This window comes from Arsenophonus nasoniae DSM 15247, assembly GCF_000429565.1.
GTDB lineage: Bacteria > Pseudomonadota > Gammaproteobacteria > Enterobacterales > Enterobacteriaceae > Arsenophonus > Arsenophonus nasoniae.
Map to the genome: position 1 here is coordinate 13285 of NZ_AUCC01000015.1, position 21964 is coordinate 35248.

Here is a 21964-nt window from a genome sequence, read left to right on the forward strand (position 1 = left end):
TTATCGGTCAATAAGAACAATAAAACATGGTAATTAAAGCAAATATTTCCAACTATTAACTATAGGAATTTAACTATGAGCACAAATACAATGGGTGATGGTTTTTTTGTTTTTTTCCGACTCACTGATCACATCTTTAAAACAAATAATAGATTTAGAGTAAATATTACCAGTTCCACTGGCAAACTAATAAAAATTGATTCAGTGAGTCCTGTTGATCCCGATGATAAATATGCGACAATTGAAATTAGTGATTCGGCGGCACCAATAATATTAACTTACGTTATTCAGCGCAATGATAACGCTATGGTTGTATCCCAAGGAGAGGCAAAAATTAAATACGATGATATCACCAGAAAACTACATGTTTTAGACTTCCAACAAAAAAACATGGAAGGCATTGCTTTAAAATTAGATGATTCAAAAAATCCTTATTTTAATCTGCAACTTATTCGTGCTACTGGCTCTCTTTGCTCAAAATTAAATCGTTAACATTTTAATCACAATTTAAACAAGTTGAAATTGCTAACTGAACTTAATCAACCTGACAGTTTTCCGTTATTTATATGGTATCTGTCAGGTTAAACTTTATGCAAAAATTTTCTCCCCAAAAAGATAATTGAGCTTTCTATCAAATAAAATTGGACTGATCAAATTTTTACTAATACCTTAGCGGTTTATCCTCATCTATTTAGTTCGGGCTGGCGCAAAAATCACATCGACTTGATAAGCTTACTAGCTATAACAAACCGTTTTATAGATCTATTGGATAAAAATGGCAGGATTACAACACTCGTGTATTACAATAAAATTTATTAATTTGCTGAATATAAAGATTTGTCTGCGTATAAAAAACTTGACTAGAACAAAAATGGCGGAGGAGGAGAGATTCGAACTCTCGGATGGTTTCCCATCGGCGGTTTTCAAGACCGCTGCCTTCAGCCGCTCGGCCACCCCTCCGCAATGTTCAAAACTATAAACACAGCTTGAGAGGTTGTAAAGCCTTATATAATTTAATCGCTTTATATTTATGCTAATAAGTAATTATTTGCTTAATTTATCGACATTTTACGAATATACTTGGGTAAAATGTTCCATTTTGCTAAATTAGCCATACATTTTATTTGAGCTTAGAAATATCATATGTTTATATTTGAAGGTCGTGAAATTAAAACAGATGCTGATGGTTACCTTAAAAATAGCCACGAATGGTGTGAATCCATGGTATCTCTATTAGCTAAACAAGAGAATATTATATTAACAGAACAACATTGGGAAATAATTCGCTTCATTCGTGAATTTTATCTCGAATTCAACACTTCGCCGTCTATTCGTATGTTAGTAAAGGCCATTGCTAGAAAATATGGTGAGGATATTGGTAATAGCCGCTATCTTTATCGCCTTTTTCCAAAAGGCCCGGCGAAGCAAGCAACAAAACTTGCCGGTTTACCTAAGCCAGTAAAATGTATTTAACTATTACAATGAGTGTCGAATATGAAAATCGACTACCTCTTTTTCAACATGACACTCTTCACTTTTATAATATTCAATTTTAGCGCCTGCTGGCCCACCTGCTTTTAACCAATCCTCTAATTGCTGCATTTGCTCTAACGTACCGAAAGCTTTTATATTGACACTACCATCATAGCGATTATAAACATAACCATATAGCCCATGTTTTTTCCCCCAATCTAAGGTATGATAGCGAAACCCTACACCTTGAACTCGCCCATATATATAGTAATTTCTACCTATCTTTCGCATTTTAGTGCTCTCTTATAATAAATAATAACTTCAACATATTGTTTTTTGTGTAAACAACAGATACTCTCATAGTATAGAGTTTTTAATCTACATAGATTAGAGCGATTAAGAAACTAGCGTAACAGAGTGACCTGCTTGAAATTTATATTATTACCCACATATCATTACCTATAGAATATGCAAGGCTTCTAGGAGGTAGCTATGATGACTACCAGTAAATTTAGTATTGGGCAACAAGTAAGGCACAAACTCCTCGGTTATCTCGGAGTAATAGTCGACGTTGACGCCGAATACTCACTGGATAAACCACAGGATGACGATATTGCAGCTAATGCAGCTCTACGCTCAGCTCCCTGGTACCATGTCGTTATGGAAGATGATAATGGTGAACCTATTCACACGTATCTTGCTGAAGCACAGATTACTTATGAAACTTCCGATGAACACCCAGAACAGTCGTCTTTAGATGAGTTGTCGGAATCGATCAAAATTCAACTTAGAGCACCACAATTACGTAATTAACTAATTTTAAATATAATCAATGGGGATGATTAGTTTATCATCTTCCTTGATCTATTTTTCTAAACCTAAGCGAGGTATCTCTATTTTGGGGCAAGCGTTCATCACAACCGCTAATCCAGCTTGCTCTGCCATTTCTTTAGCTTCTTCATTAATAACACCTAATTGTAACCATAGTACTTTTGCATTAATTGCGATTGCCTGTTGGCTAACCTCTAACGCTGCCGCGGAATTCCTAAAAACTTGAACCATATCAATTGGATATGGAATATCAGCTAATTGGGCATAAACTTTTTGTCCAAGTAATTCTTTTCCGGCTAGTTTTGGACTAACAGGAGTCACATTATATCCTTGATTTATAAGATATTTCATAACTTTATAACTTGGGCGCTCAACTTTATCACTGGCGCCAACTAATGCTATATATTTTACGTTTGTTAAAATATTTGTCAGTTTTTTCTCAAGCATTTTATGACAACTCCATAATTTAAAAATAATCACCTAAACTATGATATAAATGGCAACAAAGTGCTACTAAACTTGTGGAATCTGTTGAGTTAACTCAATGAATATTAGCATAGTGATTTAGTTGCTATGTTAGCAAAAATCTATCAATGTAAGGAACTTTATGGAATCTGTTATTCGTCGATTAAAAAAAAATAAAAATATTGCGCTTGTTGCCCATGATCACCGTAAATTATCACTATTAACCTGGGTTCAAAAACATATTTCTGTGCTAAAAGCACACAAATTATTTGCCACTGGTACCACCGGTAATTTGATCCACCAGCATACCGGATTAAAGATTATTAGTATGCTCAGCGGCCCGATGGGAGGAGATCAACAACTTGGTGCGATGATTGCCGAACAAAAAATCGATATTTTGATCTTTTTTTGGGATCCATTAAATGCAGTTCCACATGATCCAGACGTAAAAGCACTTCTTCGTCTCGCTACTGTATGGAACATTCCTGTTGCCACTAATATAGCAAGTGCTGATTTTATTATCACCTCACCTGCTTTTGATCATGAAACTGAAATTGAGATGCCTAATTATCAACAATACCTTGAAACTCGCATTAACTAATAAATTTAACTTATTATTAATAATACATTTTTAGTAAAGATGGCATAAATTTAGTTAAGACAGTAAAAAAACTATAATAAATAAGAATTATGGTCTTTTCAGTTGCGATACACCTAATTTTTTCAATTGCTCAACAAAAATAGACGGTGTTAATTTGTCATACAATAAATAAACTCGCTTTTTAGCTCGAGTCAAAGCAACATACAATAAGCGGCTATCTCGTTGATCGGGAAAAATATCAAACTTTGTTAATAATACTTTTTCTATTGCAGACTGAGGCTCACAAACAGGAAAACCATCTATTCCCTGTTGTAAACCTAAAATGACAACATAATCGGCCTGACACCCTTTCGCAGCTTGGATAGGCATAAAATTAATCTTCAATTTTGGCCAACGAATATTAGCTTTTTTAATTACCGCTGGTTGCAAATAAAAATAACGCGATAAAACGAGAATTGTTTCTTCCTCAGTAACATAACCACTCATTTTATTAAGTAAATTTTCCAGTTGTTCATCGGGTAATAAAACTATCGATTTTTTATTTGCTTTAACAACGCTTTTTAATGGCCTAATCTGCTGATCACGATCCTTTTGTATAAATTGGTTAGCAATTTTAGCAATGTAATCGTTAAAACGGTAAGTTGTTTCAAGTGTATAGTAAGCTCCGCTAGCAAAATAATATTCAAAAGAAGCCATTAAATTTAATTTTGCTGCCGGAAAACGATAAATTGCTTGCTCATCATCACCAACAGCAAACAAATGAGTTTGTCTATTCTGTGCTCGTAATAACTGTAGTAACTGCATTTCTAATGGCGATAGATCTTGAAATTCATCAATCAAAATGTATTTCCATGGGCTTATAAATTTTCCTTTATGTAATAAATTAATTGCTTGATGTATAAGCCCTAAGCTATCTACTGCCCCTTCAGCTTTTAGCGTCGATTTCCATATTTTAATGATAGGTGCGACTAATCGTAGCTCCATTTGCAGTTGCTTATTTTCTACTGGCGTTGCTAATTCACTTATTGTTTTCTGACTTCCGCCATGTCTACGTAGCAAATTAAGCCAATTATCTAAACGAACCACTACTCTTTCTGCTAATTGTTTGTCATGCCAAAACTCACCGTTAGCAATATCCCAAGCTAATTCTCGTGTTAAAAATTCACGCCACCCTTTTGCCTGCGATTTTTTTTCATGACACTGCTTTTGCCATTCATTAATCAGCAACTTATATCTTTTCTGTTCATTTACTTCTAATTCACTAATCGTGACATTTTTATTACTGCTAGTTTGAATAATATGCAATACCAAGCTATGAAAGGTTTTTGTGTAAAATGCTTGCTGTCCTAAATTAGTTTGAACAAGTCCATCCATTTTTTTGGCAGTTTTATCATCAAAAGCAAGTAATAAAATCTGTTCAGTAATAGCCAGCTGCCTGAGTAAAAGCCAACCCATTTTTGCTATTAAAATAGAGGTTTTACCACTTCCTGGCCCGCCCAATACTAAAATATTTTCTTCGCTGTTAACTACACAATTAACTTGAGATAGGTTTAACTGAGTAATAGTAAATTGCTGAAAAAATTTAGAGTACTGCTTAAGCAAACGAGCAACCCAATATTGATTAATATCGTCCAATGACTGATGGTTCAAATTAAGCCAATGCTGGCAAACAGCAAAATTTTGGCGACAGTTTACAAATTCATATAAACGGACAAGTGGCATAGGAAGTGTATTTAATCTGCTGTTAATTTGGTTTTGCAACTGATTAAGTTGTGCTTGGGTAAACCAACTATCCTGGATTAAGTATTTTTCTATTTCTTGTACTTGTTCAGATAAAATATCTGCACAAATCAAACTCATTTCTTGACTCCATTTTTTCCAAATATCCATAAGATAATGAAAAAAATATTGGGTTTCCTTCCATTCAGTACCGTGTAAACGAACCACTTGGTTGTTTGGTAATTCAAATTCAAGCTCTCCCCAAACAATACCTCGCTTGCAACGTATATCAACAAGTTGATTAAAAGGAATGAGATACTGATGTTTTTCACCACTCACTTCAACACCCGCATTTAATAGACGAACTCGATTATAAGGATGTTGAGCTAAACGCTGACCTACATGTGTCGATTTCAATTCCATTACACACTACCTTAGCTAAAATATGTTAGGTCATGGCAAGAAAAAGTTTTTTCTCTTTACTAAACCTTATAGGTTATTATGGATACTTTTATAATATTAATTAGTGCACTGACAAATTAGAGGTTATTGTGCTTACTATGTTCTCTGGCTTTCGTCATGTATTTTATAATAGCAACATCCTTTATTATATCCGAATACTAATTGCGCTCTCAGGAACAGCATTAATTCCTTGGATTTTAGGTGAGCAACTTAAAATAACTATTCCTTTAACTCTGGGTGTTGTTGCCGCTGCATTAACTGATCTTGATGATCGATTTATTGGTAAGCTGCGTAATATTGCCATCACGTTATTATCATTCCTGATTGCCTCTGTCTCAGTTGAGTTACTATTTCCCTATCCCTGGTTATTTTTTATTGGATTAGCGTTATCGTCTTTCAGTTTCACATTTCTTAGTGTTTTGGGCCTCCCCTATGGCACAATTGCCTTTGGCGCACTTCTGGTAGCAATCTACACTATGCTTGGAACAGCTATTTTTTCAATTTGGTATCAACAACCGATACTGTTACTTATAGGGGCTATTTGGTACTATTTGTTAACACTTATCAGCCATATTTTTCTTCCTATTCAGCCTTTGCATAATAAATTAGCCCAATGTTACCAACAGCTTGCTATCTACCTGGCTAATAAAGCCAATCTATTTAACCCTGAGATTGAAGAAAATTATCAACAATCAATCTTCGACCTTGCTATGGCCAATAGCAAGTTGGTCAATACGATGAACCAAATGAAAGTAATATTACTAAGCCGCTTAAAAAATAATAAAAGCCAATCAGGCACTAACAATAGTCTAAATTACTATTTTATTGTGCAAGATATACATGAACGAGCAAGTTCATCACATATTAAATATCAAAACTTAAGTCAAGATTTTCCACATAGTGATATTCTTTTCCGATTCCAGAAATTACTATCGATGCAAGCTGAAGCATGCCAATTGGTTGCTCACTCCATTTTATCGCACACCAGGTATCAGCATAATGCAAAATTTAAAGACGCATTTATCAAGCTGGAAAAGTCGTTACAATACCTTACACAACAATATTCCAATAACAAACAAATAAGCACCCTTTATAATCTATTAATTAATCTCAAAGAGATAGATACGCAACTCAATAGTATTGCCGTCGAGCAAATAGAAATTCCATATGGCCAAGCATTGGCTGAAACACAACTTTCTGACAATTCATTATCTAACATTAACGATTTTTGGCTCACAATTACTAGTAACTTAACACTTAATTCAACCCTATTTCGACATGCGATTAGAATGTCAGTAGTATTGTGTACAGGTTATATTATTGTTCAATGCTTTTTACCTCAGGGTTATTGGATATTACTCACCAGTTTATTTGTATGCCAACCAAATTATATTGCAACTAAGAATTGCTTAATATTGCGTATTCTTGGAACCATTGCCGCTATTCTAATTGGCTTACCCTTACTCTATTTCGTACCCTCGATAGAGGGGCAACTCTTACTCATTATTATTAGTGGCGTTTTTTTCTTTGCTTGCCGTAATAGTCAATATGCCCAAGCTACCTTATTTATTACTTTGTTGGTTTTGCTTAGTTTTAATTTATTAGGCGAAGGTTTCAACGTTATGCTTCCCCGAATAATGAATACAATCATTGGCTGTGGCATTGCCTGGATTGCAGTAAATTATATTTGGCCCGATTGGAAATTTCGACAACTACCTAAAGTTCTACAACAAACATTACACAGTAATTGCCGTTATCTTGCCGCTATTTTATTTCAATATCATCAAGGTAGAAATAACAGTGTTGATTATCGCATTGCTCGTCGCGACGCCCATATAAATGACGCAGAACTGGTTTCTGTATTATCCGATATGCTTGCCAGAACGAAAACTAATAGTATTTCCCCTGAAAAAATTTTTAGATTACTCTGTCTTAATCACAGTATGTTAAGTTATATTTCAGCCCTGGGAGCACATAGGGAACAACTTAATAATCAAACTATTTTATCTATTCTTGATAATACAATCGCCTATATTGAATCGGCGTTGAACTTTGCCTTATTGAATAATCAAATAGTCAAAGAGTTAAATAACCCATTAATTCAACGCTTCCAAACAATACAATTAGGAAAAAATAACAAAGAACAACTTATTGTTGAGCAATTATTATTATTAATTAACCTATTGCCAGAAATCACCTCTCTAATTGTTTTTATTAACCAACAAGAGCCAGATTAAAATAGTTTTAATTAGCAAATTTTTTTAACCGTAAAACTGGCCATAAAATCATTTCCTTGGTGTATTTCTTTACGTTAGGCTATTGAACCAAGTAATTAATTCAATTTTTATTGACTCAGGAAGTACTGCTATATGATAACCTTCGATAGCACCAGCTAATTCAAATAATAACTTAATACTCAAATTCACTTTCTTCTGTCTTAATTTTAAATAGCAAGCTTTAGCACCTAACATTTTCAAATAGCCTACATCGGTAATTCCTACTTTTCCTAATGCTCTTTCTATCGACATATTCATATTAGGTAAGTCTTTGATCCTGATATGTAAAAGCTGTTTTTGAGATAATTCTTCTACTGCTGCTTTATAAGCGAGATCAATGTAATAACATAAAAGTAAATTATCATTCCAAAGCATCTCATTGATAAAAAAATATTTTAATATAAGAGGAACACCTTTCTTGGTATAAACTAATTTTTGCAATCCAGATACTTCAAATTGAAGTTCAGCAAATAGACAACCTCGTAGATAAAACTTGCCGTCCAATACCTGACCAATAATGACATGATTGACTAGAATACGATAACCACCAAAATGCGGTTTTTGTTTTATATGGCCATAATTTTCCATTAGCCCTTGCAAACAAGAAAAACAAGAATCAAATAAAAGCATAATTGCCACTCTCCATGTGAACGCACACAAATTTAATATTTTTATACTTCTCCATATTTTAATCAGTTAAAATAGCAAGAAAATTTATTAAGTTATTTCACCCCCTTTAAAAACCTCTATGTTATTGCAAAGTCTCATACACAAAAGGCGACGAACAAAGCCTTAAGCATCGTTTAATATTAAATTAATATAGCCAAAAAAGTATATTACCAATTACAAAACATAACTTAGCTACTACCGTTTATATTTAATATTTATAATAAATAAATCGTATCCTATAACCACTTAAATCATTAATAGTTAATAAAAATATTCTACTTAACAGGTAAAATAGAAAAATACGCCATCTTATCCAAACTGCAACAATTAAGTGTTCAATTAAACGAAAAAGTTAATTTTTTGCGAAGCGCTTTGTAAAAATTGGCTTGATATTATATGAACACACGATTACTGTATACATATACAGCATCAAGCTGAGGTCAATATGAATAACGACTCATGTAATTACCCAATAAAAATAGAAAATCAACGTAATAATGTTCAAAATATACTATTACCAAATTATAGAAATAGATCAATTTATCCAAACGGCGCAGTTAATGAATGGATATATAATGAAAATAATCCTATGGTTGAAGTACTTCTAACATCACTTTTACAACGATTTAGCGATGAATCTCGTTGGTTATTATGGTTAAATCCTAACCGAAAATTAAGCCGTAATTGGTTGATTAATTCAGCGCTACCATTAAATAAAACAATACAAATAAATTCACTAAGCCCAGAAATGAGCGCTGCTGCCATGATAAAAGCATTATCTAGCGGCAACTGTAGTATTGTCTTAGGATGGTTACCCATTTTATCACAATCATGTTTACAGCATTTAGAGCACGCAGCACAGATAGGAAACAGTATTGGTTTTGTTATGCGGCCTGAAAAAACCAATTGCCCCGGCAGACATCCTAATCAACTAAAAATTCATTCTAATTATTATCACTAGTCTAGATTAGGATTATTCCTAATCTGTTTAATGGATTGTAAACCACAATAGACAAAAACAAAAAAAAATAATATAAATCATTTGGTTAATTGATTAATCATGGCAATCTAGTTATAAATTATATCTATAATTAACCGATTGCCTTTTAAAAAGTTAACGAGATTAATGTTTCCTCTACTTGTAACTTTCGAAGTTCGTTGTAGACTTTACAACGTTAAGGTAGTGCTTTGATTCTACTTTTTATTTGAATAACTCCTTAACAGATAAAGTAGAGACGAAGATAGTAGAGCGTAATAACTTAACAAGTATTTTAAACCATACGGCTTATAAAAAAGCTCAAGAAGCTGATGCCTATATTGGATGATAACGAGGCGTAAAATGAAAAAGATAGCTATCGCAGTAGCAGTGGCAGCTTTCGCAACTGCAGCCCAGGCAGCACCCAAAGATAATACCTGGTATACCGGTGCTAAATTAGGTTGGTCACACTTTGAAGATACCGGCTTTCACCCTTACGGTGATAATGTTGGAAGTGGTAAAACTAAGCGCGATCAACTCGGCGCTGGTGCCTATCTTGGTTACCAACATAATCAATATCTCGGTTTCGAATTAGGTTATGACTGGTTTGGCAGAATGAGATATTCTGGTCAACCAAATAACGGTAGCCTGAAATCGATGGGTGTTCAATTAACCGCTCGTCTAAGCTATCCACTGACAGACGAATTAGATGTCTATACTCGTCTCGGTGGTATGGTATGGCGTACTGACGCAAAAGCAAACGTAGAAAATCAACCCTCTTTTAAAGAGCATGACACTGGTGTTTCTCCAGTTTATGCCCTAGGATTTGAATATGCTATTACCCCAGAATGGGCAACTCGTTTAGATTATCAATGGGTTAGCCATATTGGCGATAAAGATTCACTGTCTGTTCGTCCAGATAATGGAATGTTGAGCGTTGGTGTTGCATATCGATTCAATCAAGAGCCTGCTCCTGTAATTGTACCAGCACCAGCACCAATCGAAAACAAACGTTTTACTTTACGTTCTGATGTTTTGTTTGAATTCAATAAGCATACATTGAAACCAGCAGGTAAAGTTGAACTAGATAAGTTGTATAGTGAACTAACTAATCTTGATCCAACTCAAGGTCGTGTTATGGTTCTTGGCTATACCGACCGTATTGGTTCACCATCCTACAACAAACCTTTATCTCAAAAACGCGCACATGAAGTTATGAGCTATTTGATTTCTAAAGGTATCCCAGCAAATGCAATTAGTTCACAAGGCCGTGGAGAAGAAAATCCAGTAACCGGTAGTACTTGTAATAACGTAAAACCACGCGCGGCGCTAATTAATTGCTTAGCACCAGATCGCCGAGTTGAGATCGAGATCCAAGGTACTACAGAGGTAACTCCACAACCTTAGTATTGCTTTAAAAGATTATTTATTTCCAAATAAAATAACCCTTACTTTTAGGGTTATTTTTTTGCTTAAAATTTATTACCAGGGTAACTAAAAATTCGCATTTAAAATTATACCTTTTGTACTAGTCACCCAGTATATTCTGTAAATCCTGTTTAAATGTTGACATTTGGTTAGCATACTGGTCTTTTCTTTCTGCATCTTCAATTAAATGCACAATAGTTTCAGACAATGTACAGCCTTGTTTTCTTGCTAGAATAGAGAGTCTTTGCCACACGAGGAAATCTAAATCGATAGATTTTTTGCACGAGTGTTGATGCTCGGCATTAAAATGTCGCTTTCTGCGAGCTCTAATGGTTTGCTTCATTCGATTAGATAAATCTGGCGACATATGATTTTTTATCCAGTTTATCACTTTTGTTGGCGTATTTTCTAATTTCAACAGTTGTTCAATCGCATCCTGAGCAGCGCTTTTTTCAATATGCTTAGTGATATTTTCACCTTCCCGATACCTTTTAACCAGGTAATCCCATTTCCAACCACATTCAAGATTCTCAAGCTGTTGATATTTCATAATCATCTCTGTGACAACGTAACTTATGTAATTATAACAACATATAAATATAAAAACGTTTGGTTTATTTAATCAATTTAGTAAAATCTTAGTAAGAAATCACACTTATATTGAAATGTTAGCAAAAAATATAATTTTTCCTATTTATGCAAGTCAATTAACAAAAAATCATAATTAATGCGATAGAATATAATTTTTCACATTTATAGCCTGTAATTTCCACTGTATTCTGAATTGAAATGATAGATTGTATCTACTCTATTAGGGGTTTTTGAGCATTAGTCATTAGCTTACTACTTGAAAATAAAATTATATTAAAAATATACAAAATTAATAGTGGCATAAATTTAAACAAACGTTAATATAATGATTCACCATAAAAATTTTATAATGTTGGAAACAGATATCTTATTTTCAGAATAAAATGTACCCTGTTTCTCTAACAACAATAGTGTTGCTAAAATATCTTCTATCTTGACTCTATATAATCAGGACATTGAGGATAATTTATAAACTTTTTATCTAAATTATAAGTTGAAAAATAGCGTGATTAGTAACGAATTAATATGGCAAAATTTAGCACCTGACTATGAACCTTATCTTAATCTTTTTGCTTCTGCCGATAAACTAGATAATGCCACTCTGGCCAGCATTCAACCGAGATTATATAATAGTCTCGAAAGGTTTTTATCAACATCAACCTATTCCCCTTTTGCTGTCATTAGAGCAGTAGAATGCCATAGCTACTTATCTGAATTGGCAAAATGCATTAAAAATATTACGCCATCCTCAGTACCTATAAATGGCGATTATCAACAATCAAATGGAAGATTTCATTGGCAAGAAAGCACTAAAGGCGTATTTACACCTTGCCACTCAGTCTATTTCTGTAATTGGATAGAAATGCCTCAATTATTTGGTAGTGTCCACCAGCAGCAAAATAGTGTGCACATTGAGCCTGGGCTATTACATAAAATTAATGGCGGAGTATTATTACTTTCCGTTGGTGCATTATTGGCACAGCCATTGATGTGGCAGCGTTTAAAACAGATGATAATGCAAAAACGGTTTGAGTGGCTGCCAGCTAATGATAATCAATTTTTACCCTATCCAATTGATTCAATGCCACTGGATATTAAACTTATTTTGGTCGGCGATGATTTTAGTCTTGAGCAACTTCAAGCAAAAGAGCCTGAACTTTTTGCTCAAGCTACTTATGGCGAATATGAATTTGAATTGAATTTTGAACATAGTGGTCAATTATCGCTATGGATGCAATTTGTGAAACAAATTATTACTGATTACCAACTGCCTGCTTTAACAGCTGATGCATGGCCAATCTTCATTACTCAAGCAATTCGATATACTGAAGATAAATCTACCCTACCATTAGATATAATATGGCTCACTCGTTGTTTAACTGAAGCAAACCAATTTCAACAAGATAATCAGCTAACTGCAAAGTCGTTCCAAACAGCAATCAGGCAACGCCAATGGCAACACAGTTACCGAGCTATACGTAATCTAGATGATATTCTGCAAAAACAAGTTTTTATAAAAACTGAAGGTGAAATGATTGGCCAAATTAATGGATTATCTGTTATGCAGTATCCCGGGCATCCAGAACTAATCGGTGAACCATCACGAATTACCTGTGTTGCTCACTTCGGCGATGGTGAATTTACGGATGTAGAACGTAAAGCTGAGCTAGGCGGTAATATTCACGCTAAAGGCATGATGATTATGCAAGCCTATCTTAATTACGAATTAAAACTTGAACAGCCACAACCCTTTTCTGTCTCAATTGTATTTGAGCAGTCTTACAATGAAGTTGATGGTGATAGTGCATCCTTAGCTGAACTTTGTGCATTAATTAGTGCACTTTCTCTTCAGCCTATCGATCAGCAAATTGCTGTTACTGGTGCAGTAGATCAGTTCGGCTATGTACAACCTATTGGTGGGATCAACCAAAAAATCGAAAGTTTTTTTGATGTCTGTTTCCAACGCGAATTAACTGGTCAGCAAGGTGTTATCATTCCTATGGCTAATATTCGTCATTTATGTTTAAAAGCCGATCTTATTGAAGCAGTCAAATCTGGCGTATTTCATATCTGGCCAGTTGAACACGTTTCTGAAGCAATTTCAATTTTAACAAAGCATGCTTATTACAAGCAACAGTATGATACAAATAATTTACATCTGTTAGCTTTAATACAAGAACGAATTACTCAAGTTAATAATCAAGAAAGACCGAAATTTATGGGACTTCTAAAGTGGTTAAATTAAATAAAAAAATTAGCTGATCGGACTTGTTCGGCTTACAAGTGTACGCTATTCTTTAGCCTTATTATTTATAATAAGGCTATTTAGTATTATGGTTGATAAACATAGCTCCTATAGTAAAGAAGATTTGGATGCTTCCGGTAGAGGCGAACTTTTTGGCGAAAATGGGCCGCCATTACCTAGCGGTAATATGCTGATGATGGATCGCATCATAAAAATGAGCGAAACCGGCGGCAAGTTTGATAAAGGTTTTATTGAAGCCGAATTTGATATCAAACCTGATTTGTGGTTTTTTAGCTGCCACTTTACTAATGATCCTGTTATGCCAGGTTGTTTAGGCCTCGATGCAATGTGGCAACTGGTCGGTTTCTATCTGGGATGGCTTGGTGGTAAAGGTAAAGGCCGAGCATTGGGTGTAGGTGAGGTCAAATTTACTGGGCAAGTTTTACCAACCGCCAAAAAAGTAACCTACCGTATCCATTTAAAACGGGTTATTAATCGGAAGTTAATTATGGGTGTAGCTGATGGTGAAGTCTTGGTTGATGATAAGTGTATTTACACAGCAAAAGATTTGAAAGTCGGTTTATTTCAAGATACTAGCAACTTCTAAAGCCAAACTTCTTTATCATAACCCCTTCTGTTATCTAGCTGAAGGGGTAAATCTATTATTGTTATCTTTTATACAGTTAAGATTTTGGTAATTGGTTGGCTATTGATTGCCCAACCTGCGTCCAACCTCTTGCTAATGTTCTAACTAATGCTGGATAACCATTTTCATCTTGATCAAGTAGCAAACTAAAATCTCGCTTGATAATGCCTTTATCACTTTTATAAATCCAGTTTCCTTGGATAATCACTTTACCATCATAGCGGCCATGAAAAGCGGTTAAGATAACATTAAGACTATCAAGTCTATTTTCCAATGGTTGAGCCGATACTAATCGATTGGGTAACGCCATCGATAATTCATTGACTAAATTCTGCATCAACTGTTGTTCCAACGGACTTGCCCATAGATGATTGGCTGCATTAACGTAATTAACGTCACTAGTTTGATAAGTAATACCGTTAGCCGCCAATATTCCAGACAACTGTACTGTCTGTATCCATAGCTGTTTTTGCGTTAGTAAATTACTTTTTTTAGTCATTAAGCTCGCTGTCGTTGGTAATTGATAATAAGATTTTTCAATCCCACTACTGCAACCAATAAGTAAAAAACAAAAAATCCATGCCAAATATCTCATTATTTCGTCACCTTCTTCGGTTCTGGATCCTTCATCGGTTTTGCTTCAAAAATAAGGGCATTACTCTTATTGTTTAATGTCTTGATCACGGGTTGAATATCTCTTAATACCTGATCAAGACGCTGCATATTATCGAGCATTCTATTATAGGCTGGAGAACCAGGTTGCAAACCTTGCATGACTCGATTCAATTCAAATAGCGTCTGTTGCAGATCAGCAGGAATATTCTGAAAGTCCTTGCTAGTCATCAGTTTATTCAATTCAGATAAGGTTCGTTGTGCTTCACGGATAGTTTTCTGACTTTCTGCTAGTGTATTTGTGGCTTGACTTATCATAGGCTCAATCGGCATACGATTAATTTTATCCAATGCTTCAACCACTTTTTGCTGGATTTGTGATAATCCTGCACTAACCGTTGGGATAATATCGTAATCAGCAACTTTTAATGGTCCTTTCCATTGGCCTTTTTCGGGATAGAAATCTAAATCGATATATAGGGCTCCGGTGATTAGGTTAGCCGATTTTAAAGCCGCTCTTAATCCTTGTCTCAATGCCACAGCAAACTCTTTTTCTAGATCAATATCGGCACTGACACGACCTGGTTCAATATGAATTAAAACTGGAATACGAAATTCATTATCCAATTTTTGCCGCAATTTTTCAGAATCAAAGGGCACCTCCATCACTGTTCCTAAACGAATTCCTCTGAATTCGACTGGCGCTCCAGGTTGTAATCTACGAACTGAGTCAGTGAAAAACAAGACAAAATCTTTATGCACCGTATATAAAGAATTCTGAATACTTTTTTGATCTTCATAAAGTCTGAATAGGCTTTTATCTTCTACTCGCTTACCAGGTTGCCAGCCTTCCACAACATCAAAACTAACACCACCGCTAAATAGTGTGGTTAAAGAGCCCATCTCCAAACGAACACCTTGCGCTGACAAATCCAAAGCAATACCGCTATCTCGCCAAAAGCGAACATTTTCCGTTACCAGTCCATCGTAAGGCGCATTAATAAAAAGCTGATAATGCATATTGCGGCTTTTAATATCAAACGAACTCGCTTCTACCGAACCAACACGATAACCATGAAACAGTACTGGTGCTCCCATATTTAGCCTACCAGCCTGATCACTGGTTAAAATCACTCGAATGCCTTTAGCATCAGGTGAAGCTAATGGCGGCGAACCCAATAAGTCAAATTTATCGGCATGCTCTTCACTATTGCCAGGTTGTACTTCAATAAAAACACCAGAAAATAGCGTGCCTAATCCGGTTATTCCCTCTTTGCCAATAGCGGGTTTAACAATCCAAAATGCGGTATCTTTCTTTAATAAATCACTCATGCCGTCATTTAAGCGTGCTTTAATAATTACACGCTTGAAGTTCTTATCAAGGGAAACATTCTCCACCAATCCTATATCCACGCTACGACTTTTAAGTTTGGTTTTTCCTGCTTCTACGCCTTCTGCATTGTAAGTGATCAATGTAACTTGAGGGCCTAAATGGCTAAAATGATAAATTAATATCCAGGCACCAATAAATATGGTGATAATGGGAATAATCCAAATCGGTGACCAGCTTTTTAGTTTACTGATCTTTGCTTGCACATCAGTGTTATCTTTATTAGCCACCTTGCAACCCCTTTTCTAACCGAATTCTACTCTGCGATACAACATTACAACGATCCCAAGTTAAACGCGGATCAAAAGTCATGGCTGCAAACATGGTTAAAATTACAACAGCAGCAAACAAAATCGCCCCAATTGCTGGTGAAACGCTCATTAATCGACCCATTTGCACCAGTGACGATAATACAGCAATCACAAAAACATCAATCATTGACCAACGCCCAACCCATTCAACAAGTTCATAAATAAAGTGCATCCTCGCCGGGTCCCGATTGCCATAACCTTTAGCATCAAGACATAACCAGCCTACAGCTAGTATTTTTAAGCTTGGTACCATAATGCTAGCAATGAAAATAATAATGGCGACCGGATAAGAACCATCACCCCATAATAAAATAACACCGGACATAATAGTAGAGTCTAGTCGACTGCCTAATGTATTGGTGACCATAACAGGTAAAACGTTTGCGGGAACATAGAGAATTAAAGAAGAGATTAATAACGCCACCGTATTTTGTAGACTATTAGGGCGCCTCACATAGCCTTTGGCATGACAACGAGGACAGTATTTGCGTTCGGCTGGTAAAATGGCCATACAGATATGACAGGATCTGACGCCTTGACTAATACCACTTTTGCCTTCTTGTAGCGGGGTCTCTAGCTTTGGTATTTCACCTATCTGCTGCCATAACCAATAACGATCTAAACATTGAAATGCCCTTACTTGCAACAAACAAAAAAAACAATAAGGAACAAAACTGATACCCAAAGTAATATCACCATAGGCCATTAGTTTGACAAAGCTAACCAACACACCGGCTAGAAAAATTTCTACCATGCACCAGGTTTTCATCTGAAATAACGTCCTGGCAAGATTTATTTTTAACCAAAGCGGGAGATTAACTTTTTGACATAATAAAATAATGGCAACCATGCAAAAAGCGGGTACCGCAACAACAAAAAGGATAAAAAACCAGCCAAGACTAGCATAATTTACGTCAAACATGGCATGGGCAATATTCAACAATGAAATTTGACTTTCAATACCCATGACACTCATTTTTACGTAAGGAAATAAACCAGCAATAACTAACATTACTAAGGCGCTAATCGCAATTGCTGTTGGTTGATTAGCTGGATACTTCCACTTGGCAGATAAAACCGTATGACAACGTGGGCAACTAGCTTTAGTGCCTTGCTCTAAAACCGGTAATGCCACCAATAAATCACATTGCGGGCAGAGTATCTTATTATGACAACTTTCATTAAGATGATTATGAGAGCACAACTTTTCTCTCCTCTATACAGTCATAATGCAAAATTATTGGCTATCCTTCAGTGATTCTAATTCTTGCCAACGCTCAAAGGTCATTTCCATTTCTGCTTCTTTCTCGGCTAACGCTTTTAATACTGATTCTGTGACAACATGGGGCTGATTAAAAAATTCAGGAGCACTAACTTGAGATTGCAATATGGCAATTTCAGCTTCTAAGGCTTCTAGCCGTACCGGTAATTCTTCTAGTTCCCGCAATAAATGATAACTAATTTTATTACTTTTTCGTTTTGGCTGTTCTTTAGTTGTTTCTATGTCCTTAATATTGGTTTTATTCGTAGTCGAATGCGATAAAGAAACTTTTTGTTCACGCTGCAAAGAGGCGTCATAAAAACCACCTACATAGCGCTCAACTTTACCATGATCTTCAAACATCCAGCATTCGGTTACGGTATTATCAACAAATTGACGATCATGGCTAACCAATAAGACTGTCCCTTTATAACTATCAACGAGCTCTTCCAATAGTTCAAGTGTTTCAATATCCAAATCGTTGGTTGGTTCATCAAGAATTAATAAGTTACTAGGTTTTAAAAATAAACGTGCCAATAATAATCGATTTTTCTCTCCACCGGAAAGGGCTCGTACCGGTGTCATTGCCCGTTTAGGATGAAATAAGAAATCTTGTAAATAGCCAAGGACATGACGCGACCGTCCATTAACTATCACTTCCTGTTTACCTTCAGCTAAATTATCCATCACTGTTTTATAGGGATCTAACGTTAATCTATGTTGATCAAAATAAGCAATCTCAAGTTTGGTACCGCGATAAATATTGCCACTATCCGCCTCAAGTTGGCCTAACATTAATTTGAGCAATGTCGTCTTGCCACAGCCATTAGGGCCAATTAACGCAATTTTATCACCCCGTTGTACTTGTACACTAAAATTATCAATTAACACTTTCTTACCTATGCAATAATTGACATTTTCAAGCTCAAACACAAGCTTGCCAGAACGACTGGCATCAGAAACCTGCATCTTGGCTGTGCCAAGTACCTCACGCCGTTGCGAACGTTCTTGTCGTAAGGATTTCAATGCTCTTACTCTGCCTTCATTACGGGTACGGCGTGCTTTTATTCCCTGGCGGATCCAAACTTCTTCCTGCGCCAATTTGCGATCAAATTCAGCATTCTGTTGCTCTTCTACCCGCAATGTTTCTTCCTTGCTGGTCAGATAATCGTCATAATCACCGGGCCAGGAAGCTAATTTACCCCGATCAAGATCAATGATGCGCGTTGCCATATGGCGAATAAAAGAGCGATCATGAGAGACAAACACGATACTACCTTGGAAATCTTTAAGAAAATTTTCTAACCACAAAATAGTGGTAATATCCAGATGATTGGTTGGTTCATCAAGAAAAAGAACGCGTGGCCCACAAACTAAGGCACGCGCCAACGCAGCTTTGCGTAACCAACCGCCGGACAAAGCAGATAACAGACTATCAGCTGGTAGCTGCAATTGCTTAATCACATCATTAATTTGTGTATCAAGTAACCACAAATTATCGCGATCTAATACCTCTTGCAATTCCGCTAACTTATTAAGATTCTTTTCACTGGGATCTTGCTCGACCATTTTGGCAATTTTATGAAAGGACTTAATATAATTTGCCTGCTCCTTAGCACCTTCAGCGACAAAATCAAAAACCGTACCACCGATATCACGCGGTGGATCTTGTTGCAAACGGGCAACTTGTAAGTCCTGTTGATAAATTACCTGTCCATCATCAAGTGGTTGTTCTTTGGTCAATACGCGCATTAAAGTTGATTTGCCAGCACCATTACGACCAACCAAGCAGACCCTTTCACCATCTTCAATATGCAACTCTGTATTATCCAATAATGGTACATCACTAAAAGCCAGATAGGCAGCTGACATATTAATTAATGACATAAATTACTTTTCCTCATCTGCATGACCAATCAGCCAGCAGTTATGGATCTGGCGATTACGTGTAAAATCAAGTGAAATCGTTTGCTGAGTGATTTCCTTAGCGGTTAATCCTAATTGAGTAATGCCTGCCATATCCATTTTAAATCCACGCTTATTATTAGAAAATACAACTGTACCATCAGGACGCAACAAACGCTTAATCTGCATCATTAAGTTGATATGATCGCGTTGCACATCAAAGGTAGTATTCATGCGTTTTGAATTGGAGAAAGTGGGTGGATCAATGAAAATCAAATCAAATTTATCTGACGTCTGTGCTAACCAAGCTAAACAATCGGCCTGAATAAGCCGATGTTGCTGTCCGGTTAATTGATTAGTCTGTAAATTTTTTTCTGCCCATTCTAAATAGGTGCGCGACATATCAACACTGGTGGTTGAACGAGCACCACCGAGACCGGCGTGTACTGATGCCGATGCCGTGTAAGCAAACAAATTTAAGAAATCTTTTCCTTTACTCATGTTGGCTAACATTTTACGCACCAAACGATGGTCTAAAAACAAACCTGTATCTAAATAATCGGTCAAGTTTAGCCATAATTGAGCATTATATTCATGGACTAATAAAAACTTACCCTGTTGGGATAATTTCTCATATTGTTGCTTACCTGATTGGCGCTGGCGTGTTTTTAACACTAATTGTGTGGAAGTTAACGCCAAAACCTGCATAGTTGCACTGATCACATCATACAAACGTTGTTGAGCCTTATGGCTATCTATACTCTTTGGTGGAGCATACTCTTGAATAACAATATGTTCGCCATAACGATCAACGGCAACATTATATTCAGGTAAATCAGCATCATAAATTCGATAACAATCAATCCCCTGTTGCTTCGCCCATTTATTAAGTTTTTTCTCATTTTTTTTCAGCCTATTAGCAAAATCTTCGCCAACCATGGCCTGAACATCAACCGATTTAGCGGATAAAAGATAATTTTTCTGCAGGCAATTTAACGCTCCATTTTTGGCTTTAAACTCACGTTCAGCTCGCAGTCCTAAACAGGCTAATAGTTCTGGCGAACCACTAAATAGTGACAAGCGCCAACCAGGAAACTGACTTTTTACTACCCTGCCTAATAGACTATAAAGTGCGATTAATGCCGGTTCACTTTCCAAACGCTCACCATAGGGTGGATTGCTGATGATAAAACCCTGTTGGGCTAAGGTAAATGGATTTTCTAACTTAGCCGCATCACCATGTTGGAAGTTTATTAAGGATTGAACACCCGCTTGTTTAGCATTTTTTTTGGCGAGTTCTAAAATGTGGCGATCAATATCTAAGCCATAGAAAAGCGCAGGAGCTTGCTGGATACCCGTTTGAAAACGTTTTTCCGCTTCAGCAATTACCCTAGCCCAAAGCGTTGGATTATAAGCTGACCAACGCTGAAATCCCCAAACTTGACGCGCTAAACCAGGTGCACGATCACAAGCCATCATTGCTGCTTCAATTAATAGTGTGCCGGAACCACACATTGGATCAATCATTGGCGAGCCAGGCTGCCAACCTGAGCGTAAAACAATGGCCGCGGCTAAATTCTCTTTGATAGGCGCTTGCCCAGCCAAACTCCGATATCCACGAATATGGAGCGGATCCCCGCTTAGATCTAATGATATTGTGGCATTATCTTTATATAAATGGACATGAATGCGTATATCGGGTTGCTGTTTAGCAATATTAGGCCGCTTGTTCATTTTACGCTGAAAGCTATCAACTATAGCGTCTTTCACTCGTAGAGCGCCATACTGGCTATTGCGGATAACTTGGTTAGTGCCATTAAAATAAACGGCAAAAGTATCATTAACGGTAAATAAATCCGGCCAATCGATGGTTTGTGCGTCAAGGTAGAGATCAAGATCACTCAAAATCGGGCAGCGAGTTAAGGGTAATAAAATTCTCGAGGCTAAACGACTCCATAACAAACTCAAATACATGCCAAGTTCGTCAATTTGAAAATGCACGCCACCGGGTGCAATATGACACTGCTTTGCGCCTAATACTTCCAGTTCACTTTTAAGTAATTCTTCCAGTCCAAATGCTGTAGTAGCAAACAGAGCTTTCAT

At 36.2% G+C, this 21964-nt stretch carries 19 protein-coding genes and 1 tRNA gene; 9 read left to right on the top strand and 11 right to left on the bottom strand.

What is annotated here, in order from left to right; genetic code table 11:
• Nucleotides 1-75: 75 nt before the first annotated feature.
• The gene (locus G468_RS0105385) at nucleotides 76-492 is read left to right on the top strand and encodes a hypothetical protein (protein WP_026822253.1); all 417 of its coding nucleotides are present in this window, start codon (nucleotides 76-78) and stop codon (nucleotides 490-492) included.
• A 380-nt stretch (nucleotides 493-872) separates the two neighbouring features.
• Here G468_RS0105385 and G468_RS0105390 read toward each other — a convergent pair.
• Nucleotides 873-960: transfer RNA gene (locus G468_RS0105390), tRNA-Ser, on the bottom strand.
• Between the two features lie 183 nt (nucleotides 961-1143).
• Between G468_RS0105390 and tusE the strand changes: the two genes are divergently transcribed.
• Nucleotides 1144-1473 carry a sulfurtransferase TusE gene (gene tusE, locus G468_RS0105395; RefSeq protein WP_026822254.1) on the top strand — a complete coding sequence of 110 codons (330 nt, stop codon included), beginning with the start codon at nucleotides 1144-1146 and terminating at the stop codon, nucleotides 1471-1473.
• Between the two features lie 3 nt (nucleotides 1474-1476).
• On the opposite strand, the gene yccX is transcribed toward tusE, so the two are convergent.
• The gene (gene yccX / locus G468_RS0105400) at nucleotides 1477-1764 is read right to left on the bottom strand and encodes an acylphosphatase (RefSeq protein ID WP_026822255.1); all 288 of its coding nucleotides are present in this window, start codon (nucleotides 1762-1764) and stop codon (nucleotides 1477-1479) included.
• A gap of 201 nt (nucleotides 1765-1965) precedes the next feature.
• Between yccX and hspQ the strand changes: the two genes are divergently transcribed.
• The gene (hspQ, locus tag G468_RS0105405) at nucleotides 1966-2286 is read left to right on the top strand and encodes a heat shock protein HspQ (RefSeq protein ID WP_026822256.1); all 321 of its coding nucleotides are present in this window, start codon (nucleotides 1966-1968) and stop codon (nucleotides 2284-2286) included.
• 51 nt (nucleotides 2287-2337) lie between these two features.
• Here hspQ and G468_RS0105410 read toward each other — a convergent pair whose 3' ends face one another.
• Nucleotides 2338-2751, bottom strand: coding sequence for a CoA-binding protein (locus G468_RS0105410; RefSeq protein WP_026822257.1), 414 nt, complete (start codon nucleotides 2749-2751; stop codon nucleotides 2338-2340).
• 160 nt (nucleotides 2752-2911) lie between these two features.
• Here G468_RS0105410 and G468_RS0105415 point away from each other — a divergent pair, with 160 nt between their 5' ends.
• Nucleotides 2912-3370: a methylglyoxal synthase gene (locus G468_RS0105415; RefSeq protein ID WP_026822258.1), complete on the top strand. Its 459-nt coding sequence runs from the start codon at nucleotides 2912-2914 to the stop codon at nucleotides 3368-3370.
• A gap of 87 nt (nucleotides 3371-3457) precedes the next feature.
• Here G468_RS0105415 and helD read toward each other — a convergent pair whose 3' ends face one another.
• The gene (gene helD, locus G468_RS0105420; RefSeq protein WP_026822259.1) at nucleotides 3458-5512 is read right to left on the bottom strand and encodes a DNA helicase IV; all 2055 of its coding nucleotides are present in this window, start codon (nucleotides 5510-5512) and stop codon (nucleotides 3458-3460) included.
• A gap of 128 nt (nucleotides 5513-5640) precedes the next feature.
• On the opposite strand from helD, the gene yccS reads away from it, so the two are divergent.
• Nucleotides 5641-7788 (top strand): YccS family putative transporter, encoded by a 2148-nt coding sequence (gene yccS / locus G468_RS0105425; RefSeq protein WP_026822260.1) that lies wholly within the window; start codon nucleotides 5641-5643, stop codon nucleotides 7786-7788.
• A gap of 69 nt (nucleotides 7789-7857) precedes the next feature.
• On the opposite strand, the gene G468_RS0105430 is transcribed toward yccS, so the two are convergent.
• Nucleotides 7858-8457: a TfoX/Sxy family DNA transformation protein gene (locus G468_RS0105430; protein ID WP_026822261.1), complete on the bottom strand. Its 600-nt coding sequence runs from the start codon at nucleotides 8455-8457 to the stop codon at nucleotides 7858-7860.
• 484 nt (nucleotides 8458-8941) lie between these two features.
• Between G468_RS0105430 and sulA the strand changes: the two genes are divergently transcribed.
• Entirely contained in the window at nucleotides 8942-9457 is a 516-nt protein-coding gene (gene sulA / locus G468_RS0105435; RefSeq protein WP_051296957.1) for an SOS-induced cell division inhibitor SulA, read from the top strand.
• A gap of 378 nt (nucleotides 9458-9835) precedes the next feature.
• Nucleotides 9836-10879 (top strand): porin OmpA, encoded by a 1044-nt coding sequence (gene ompA, locus G468_RS0105440; RefSeq protein WP_026822263.1) that lies wholly within the window; start codon nucleotides 9836-9838, stop codon nucleotides 10877-10879.
• 121 nt (nucleotides 10880-11000) lie between these two features.
• On the opposite strand, the gene matP is transcribed toward ompA, so the two are convergent.
• Complete coding sequence (gene matP / locus G468_RS0105445; RefSeq protein WP_026822264.1) at nucleotides 11001-11450, bottom strand: macrodomain Ter protein MatP; 450 nt, start codon at nucleotides 11448-11450, stop codon at nucleotides 11001-11003.
• A gap of 546 nt (nucleotides 11451-11996) precedes the next feature.
• Between matP and G468_RS0105450 the strand changes: the two genes are divergently transcribed.
• Both G468_RS0105450 and fabA read left to right on the top strand, forming a co-directional pair.
• A complete protein-coding gene (locus tag G468_RS0105450; protein WP_026822265.1) occupies nucleotides 11997-13736 on the top strand; it encodes an AAA family ATPase in 1740 nt (579 codons plus the stop codon).
• An 88-nt stretch (nucleotides 13737-13824) separates the two neighbouring features.
• A complete protein-coding gene (gene fabA / locus G468_RS0105455; protein WP_026822266.1) occupies nucleotides 13825-14343 on the top strand; it encodes a bifunctional 3-hydroxydecanoyl-ACP dehydratase/trans-2-decenoyl-ACP isomerase in 519 nt (172 codons plus the stop codon).
• A gap of 76 nt (nucleotides 14344-14419) precedes the next feature.
• On the opposite strand, the gene pqiC is transcribed toward fabA, so the two are convergent.
• The 5 genes from pqiC to rlmKL are packed head-to-tail and all read right to left on the bottom strand — an operon-like array spanning nucleotide 14420 to nucleotide 21964.
• Entirely contained in the window at nucleotides 14420-14977 is a 558-nt protein-coding gene (pqiC, locus tag G468_RS0105460) for a membrane integrity-associated transporter subunit PqiC (RefSeq protein WP_026822267.1), read from the bottom strand.
• Entirely contained in the window at nucleotides 14977-16614 is a 1638-nt protein-coding gene (gene pqiB / locus G468_RS0105465) for an intermembrane transport protein PqiB (protein ID WP_026822268.1), read from the bottom strand. Before pqiB ends, pqiC begins: the two co-directional genes overlap by 1 nt.
• Entirely contained in the window at nucleotides 16607-17899 is a 1293-nt protein-coding gene (pqiA, locus tag G468_RS0105470) for a membrane integrity-associated transporter subunit PqiA (RefSeq protein WP_051296958.1), read from the bottom strand. The genes pqiB and pqiA overlap by 8 nt, the downstream gene beginning before the upstream one ends.
• Nucleotides 17900-17932: 33 nt before the next feature.
• Entirely contained in the window at nucleotides 17933-19843 is a 1911-nt protein-coding gene (locus G468_RS0105475; protein ID WP_026822270.1) for an ABC transporter ATP-binding protein, read from the bottom strand.
• A 3-nt stretch (nucleotides 19844-19846) separates the two neighbouring features.
• A complete protein-coding gene (gene rlmKL, locus G468_RS0105480; RefSeq protein WP_026822271.1) occupies nucleotides 19847-21964 on the bottom strand; it encodes a bifunctional 23S rRNA (guanine(2069)-N(7))-methyltransferase RlmK/23S rRNA (guanine(2445)-N(2))-methyltransferase RlmL in 2118 nt (705 codons plus the stop codon).

Bases quoted from the DNA above. Each gene is read 5' to 3' on its own strand.
- G468_RS0105385 (WP_026822253.1), top strand. From the start codon at position 76: ATGAGCACAAATACAATGGGTGATGGTTTTTTTGTTTTTTTCCGACTC.
- tusE (WP_026822254.1), top strand. From the start codon at position 1,144: ATGTTTATATTTGAAGGTCGTGAAATTAAAACAGATGCTGATGGTTAC.
- yccX (WP_026822255.1), bottom strand. From the start codon at position 1,764: ATGCGAAAGATAGGTAGAAATTACTATATATATGGGCGAGTTCAAGGT.
- hspQ (WP_026822256.1), top strand. From the start codon at position 1,966: ATGATGACTACCAGTAAATTTAGTATTGGGCAACAAGTAAGGCACAAA.
- G468_RS0105410 (WP_026822257.1), bottom strand. From the start codon at position 2,751: ATGCTTGAGAAAAAACTGACAAATATTTTAACAAACGTAAAATATATA.
- G468_RS0105415 (WP_026822258.1), top strand. From the start codon at position 2,912: ATGGAATCTGTTATTCGTCGATTAAAAAAAAATAAAAATATTGCGCTT.
- helD (WP_026822259.1), bottom strand. From the start codon at position 5,512: ATGGAATTGAAATCGACACATGTAGGTCAGCGTTTAGCTCAACATCCT.
- G468_RS0105430 (WP_026822261.1), bottom strand. From the start codon at position 8,457: ATGCTTTTATTTGATTCTTGTTTTTCTTGTTTGCAAGGGCTAATGGAA.
- sulA (WP_051296957.1), top strand. From the start codon at position 8,942: ATGAATAACGACTCATGTAATTACCCAATAAAAATAGAAAATCAACGT.
- ompA (WP_026822263.1), top strand. From the start codon at position 9,836: ATGAAAAAGATAGCTATCGCAGTAGCAGTGGCAGCTTTCGCAACTGCA.
- matP (WP_026822264.1), bottom strand. From the start codon at position 11,450: ATGAAATATCAACAGCTTGAGAATCTTGAATGTGGTTGGAAATGGGAT.
- fabA (WP_026822266.1), top strand. From the start codon at position 13,825: ATGGTTGATAAACATAGCTCCTATAGTAAAGAAGATTTGGATGCTTCC.
- pqiC (WP_026822267.1), bottom strand. From the start codon at position 14,977: ATGAGATATTTGGCATGGATTTTTTGTTTTTTACTTATTGGTTGCAGT.
- G468_RS0105475 (WP_026822270.1), bottom strand. From the start codon at position 19,843: ATGTCATTAATTAATATGTCAGCTGCCTATCTGGCTTTTAGTGATGTA.
- rlmKL (WP_026822271.1), bottom strand. From the start codon at position 21,964: ATGAAAGCTCTGTTTGCTACTACAGCATTTGGACTGGAAGAATTACTT.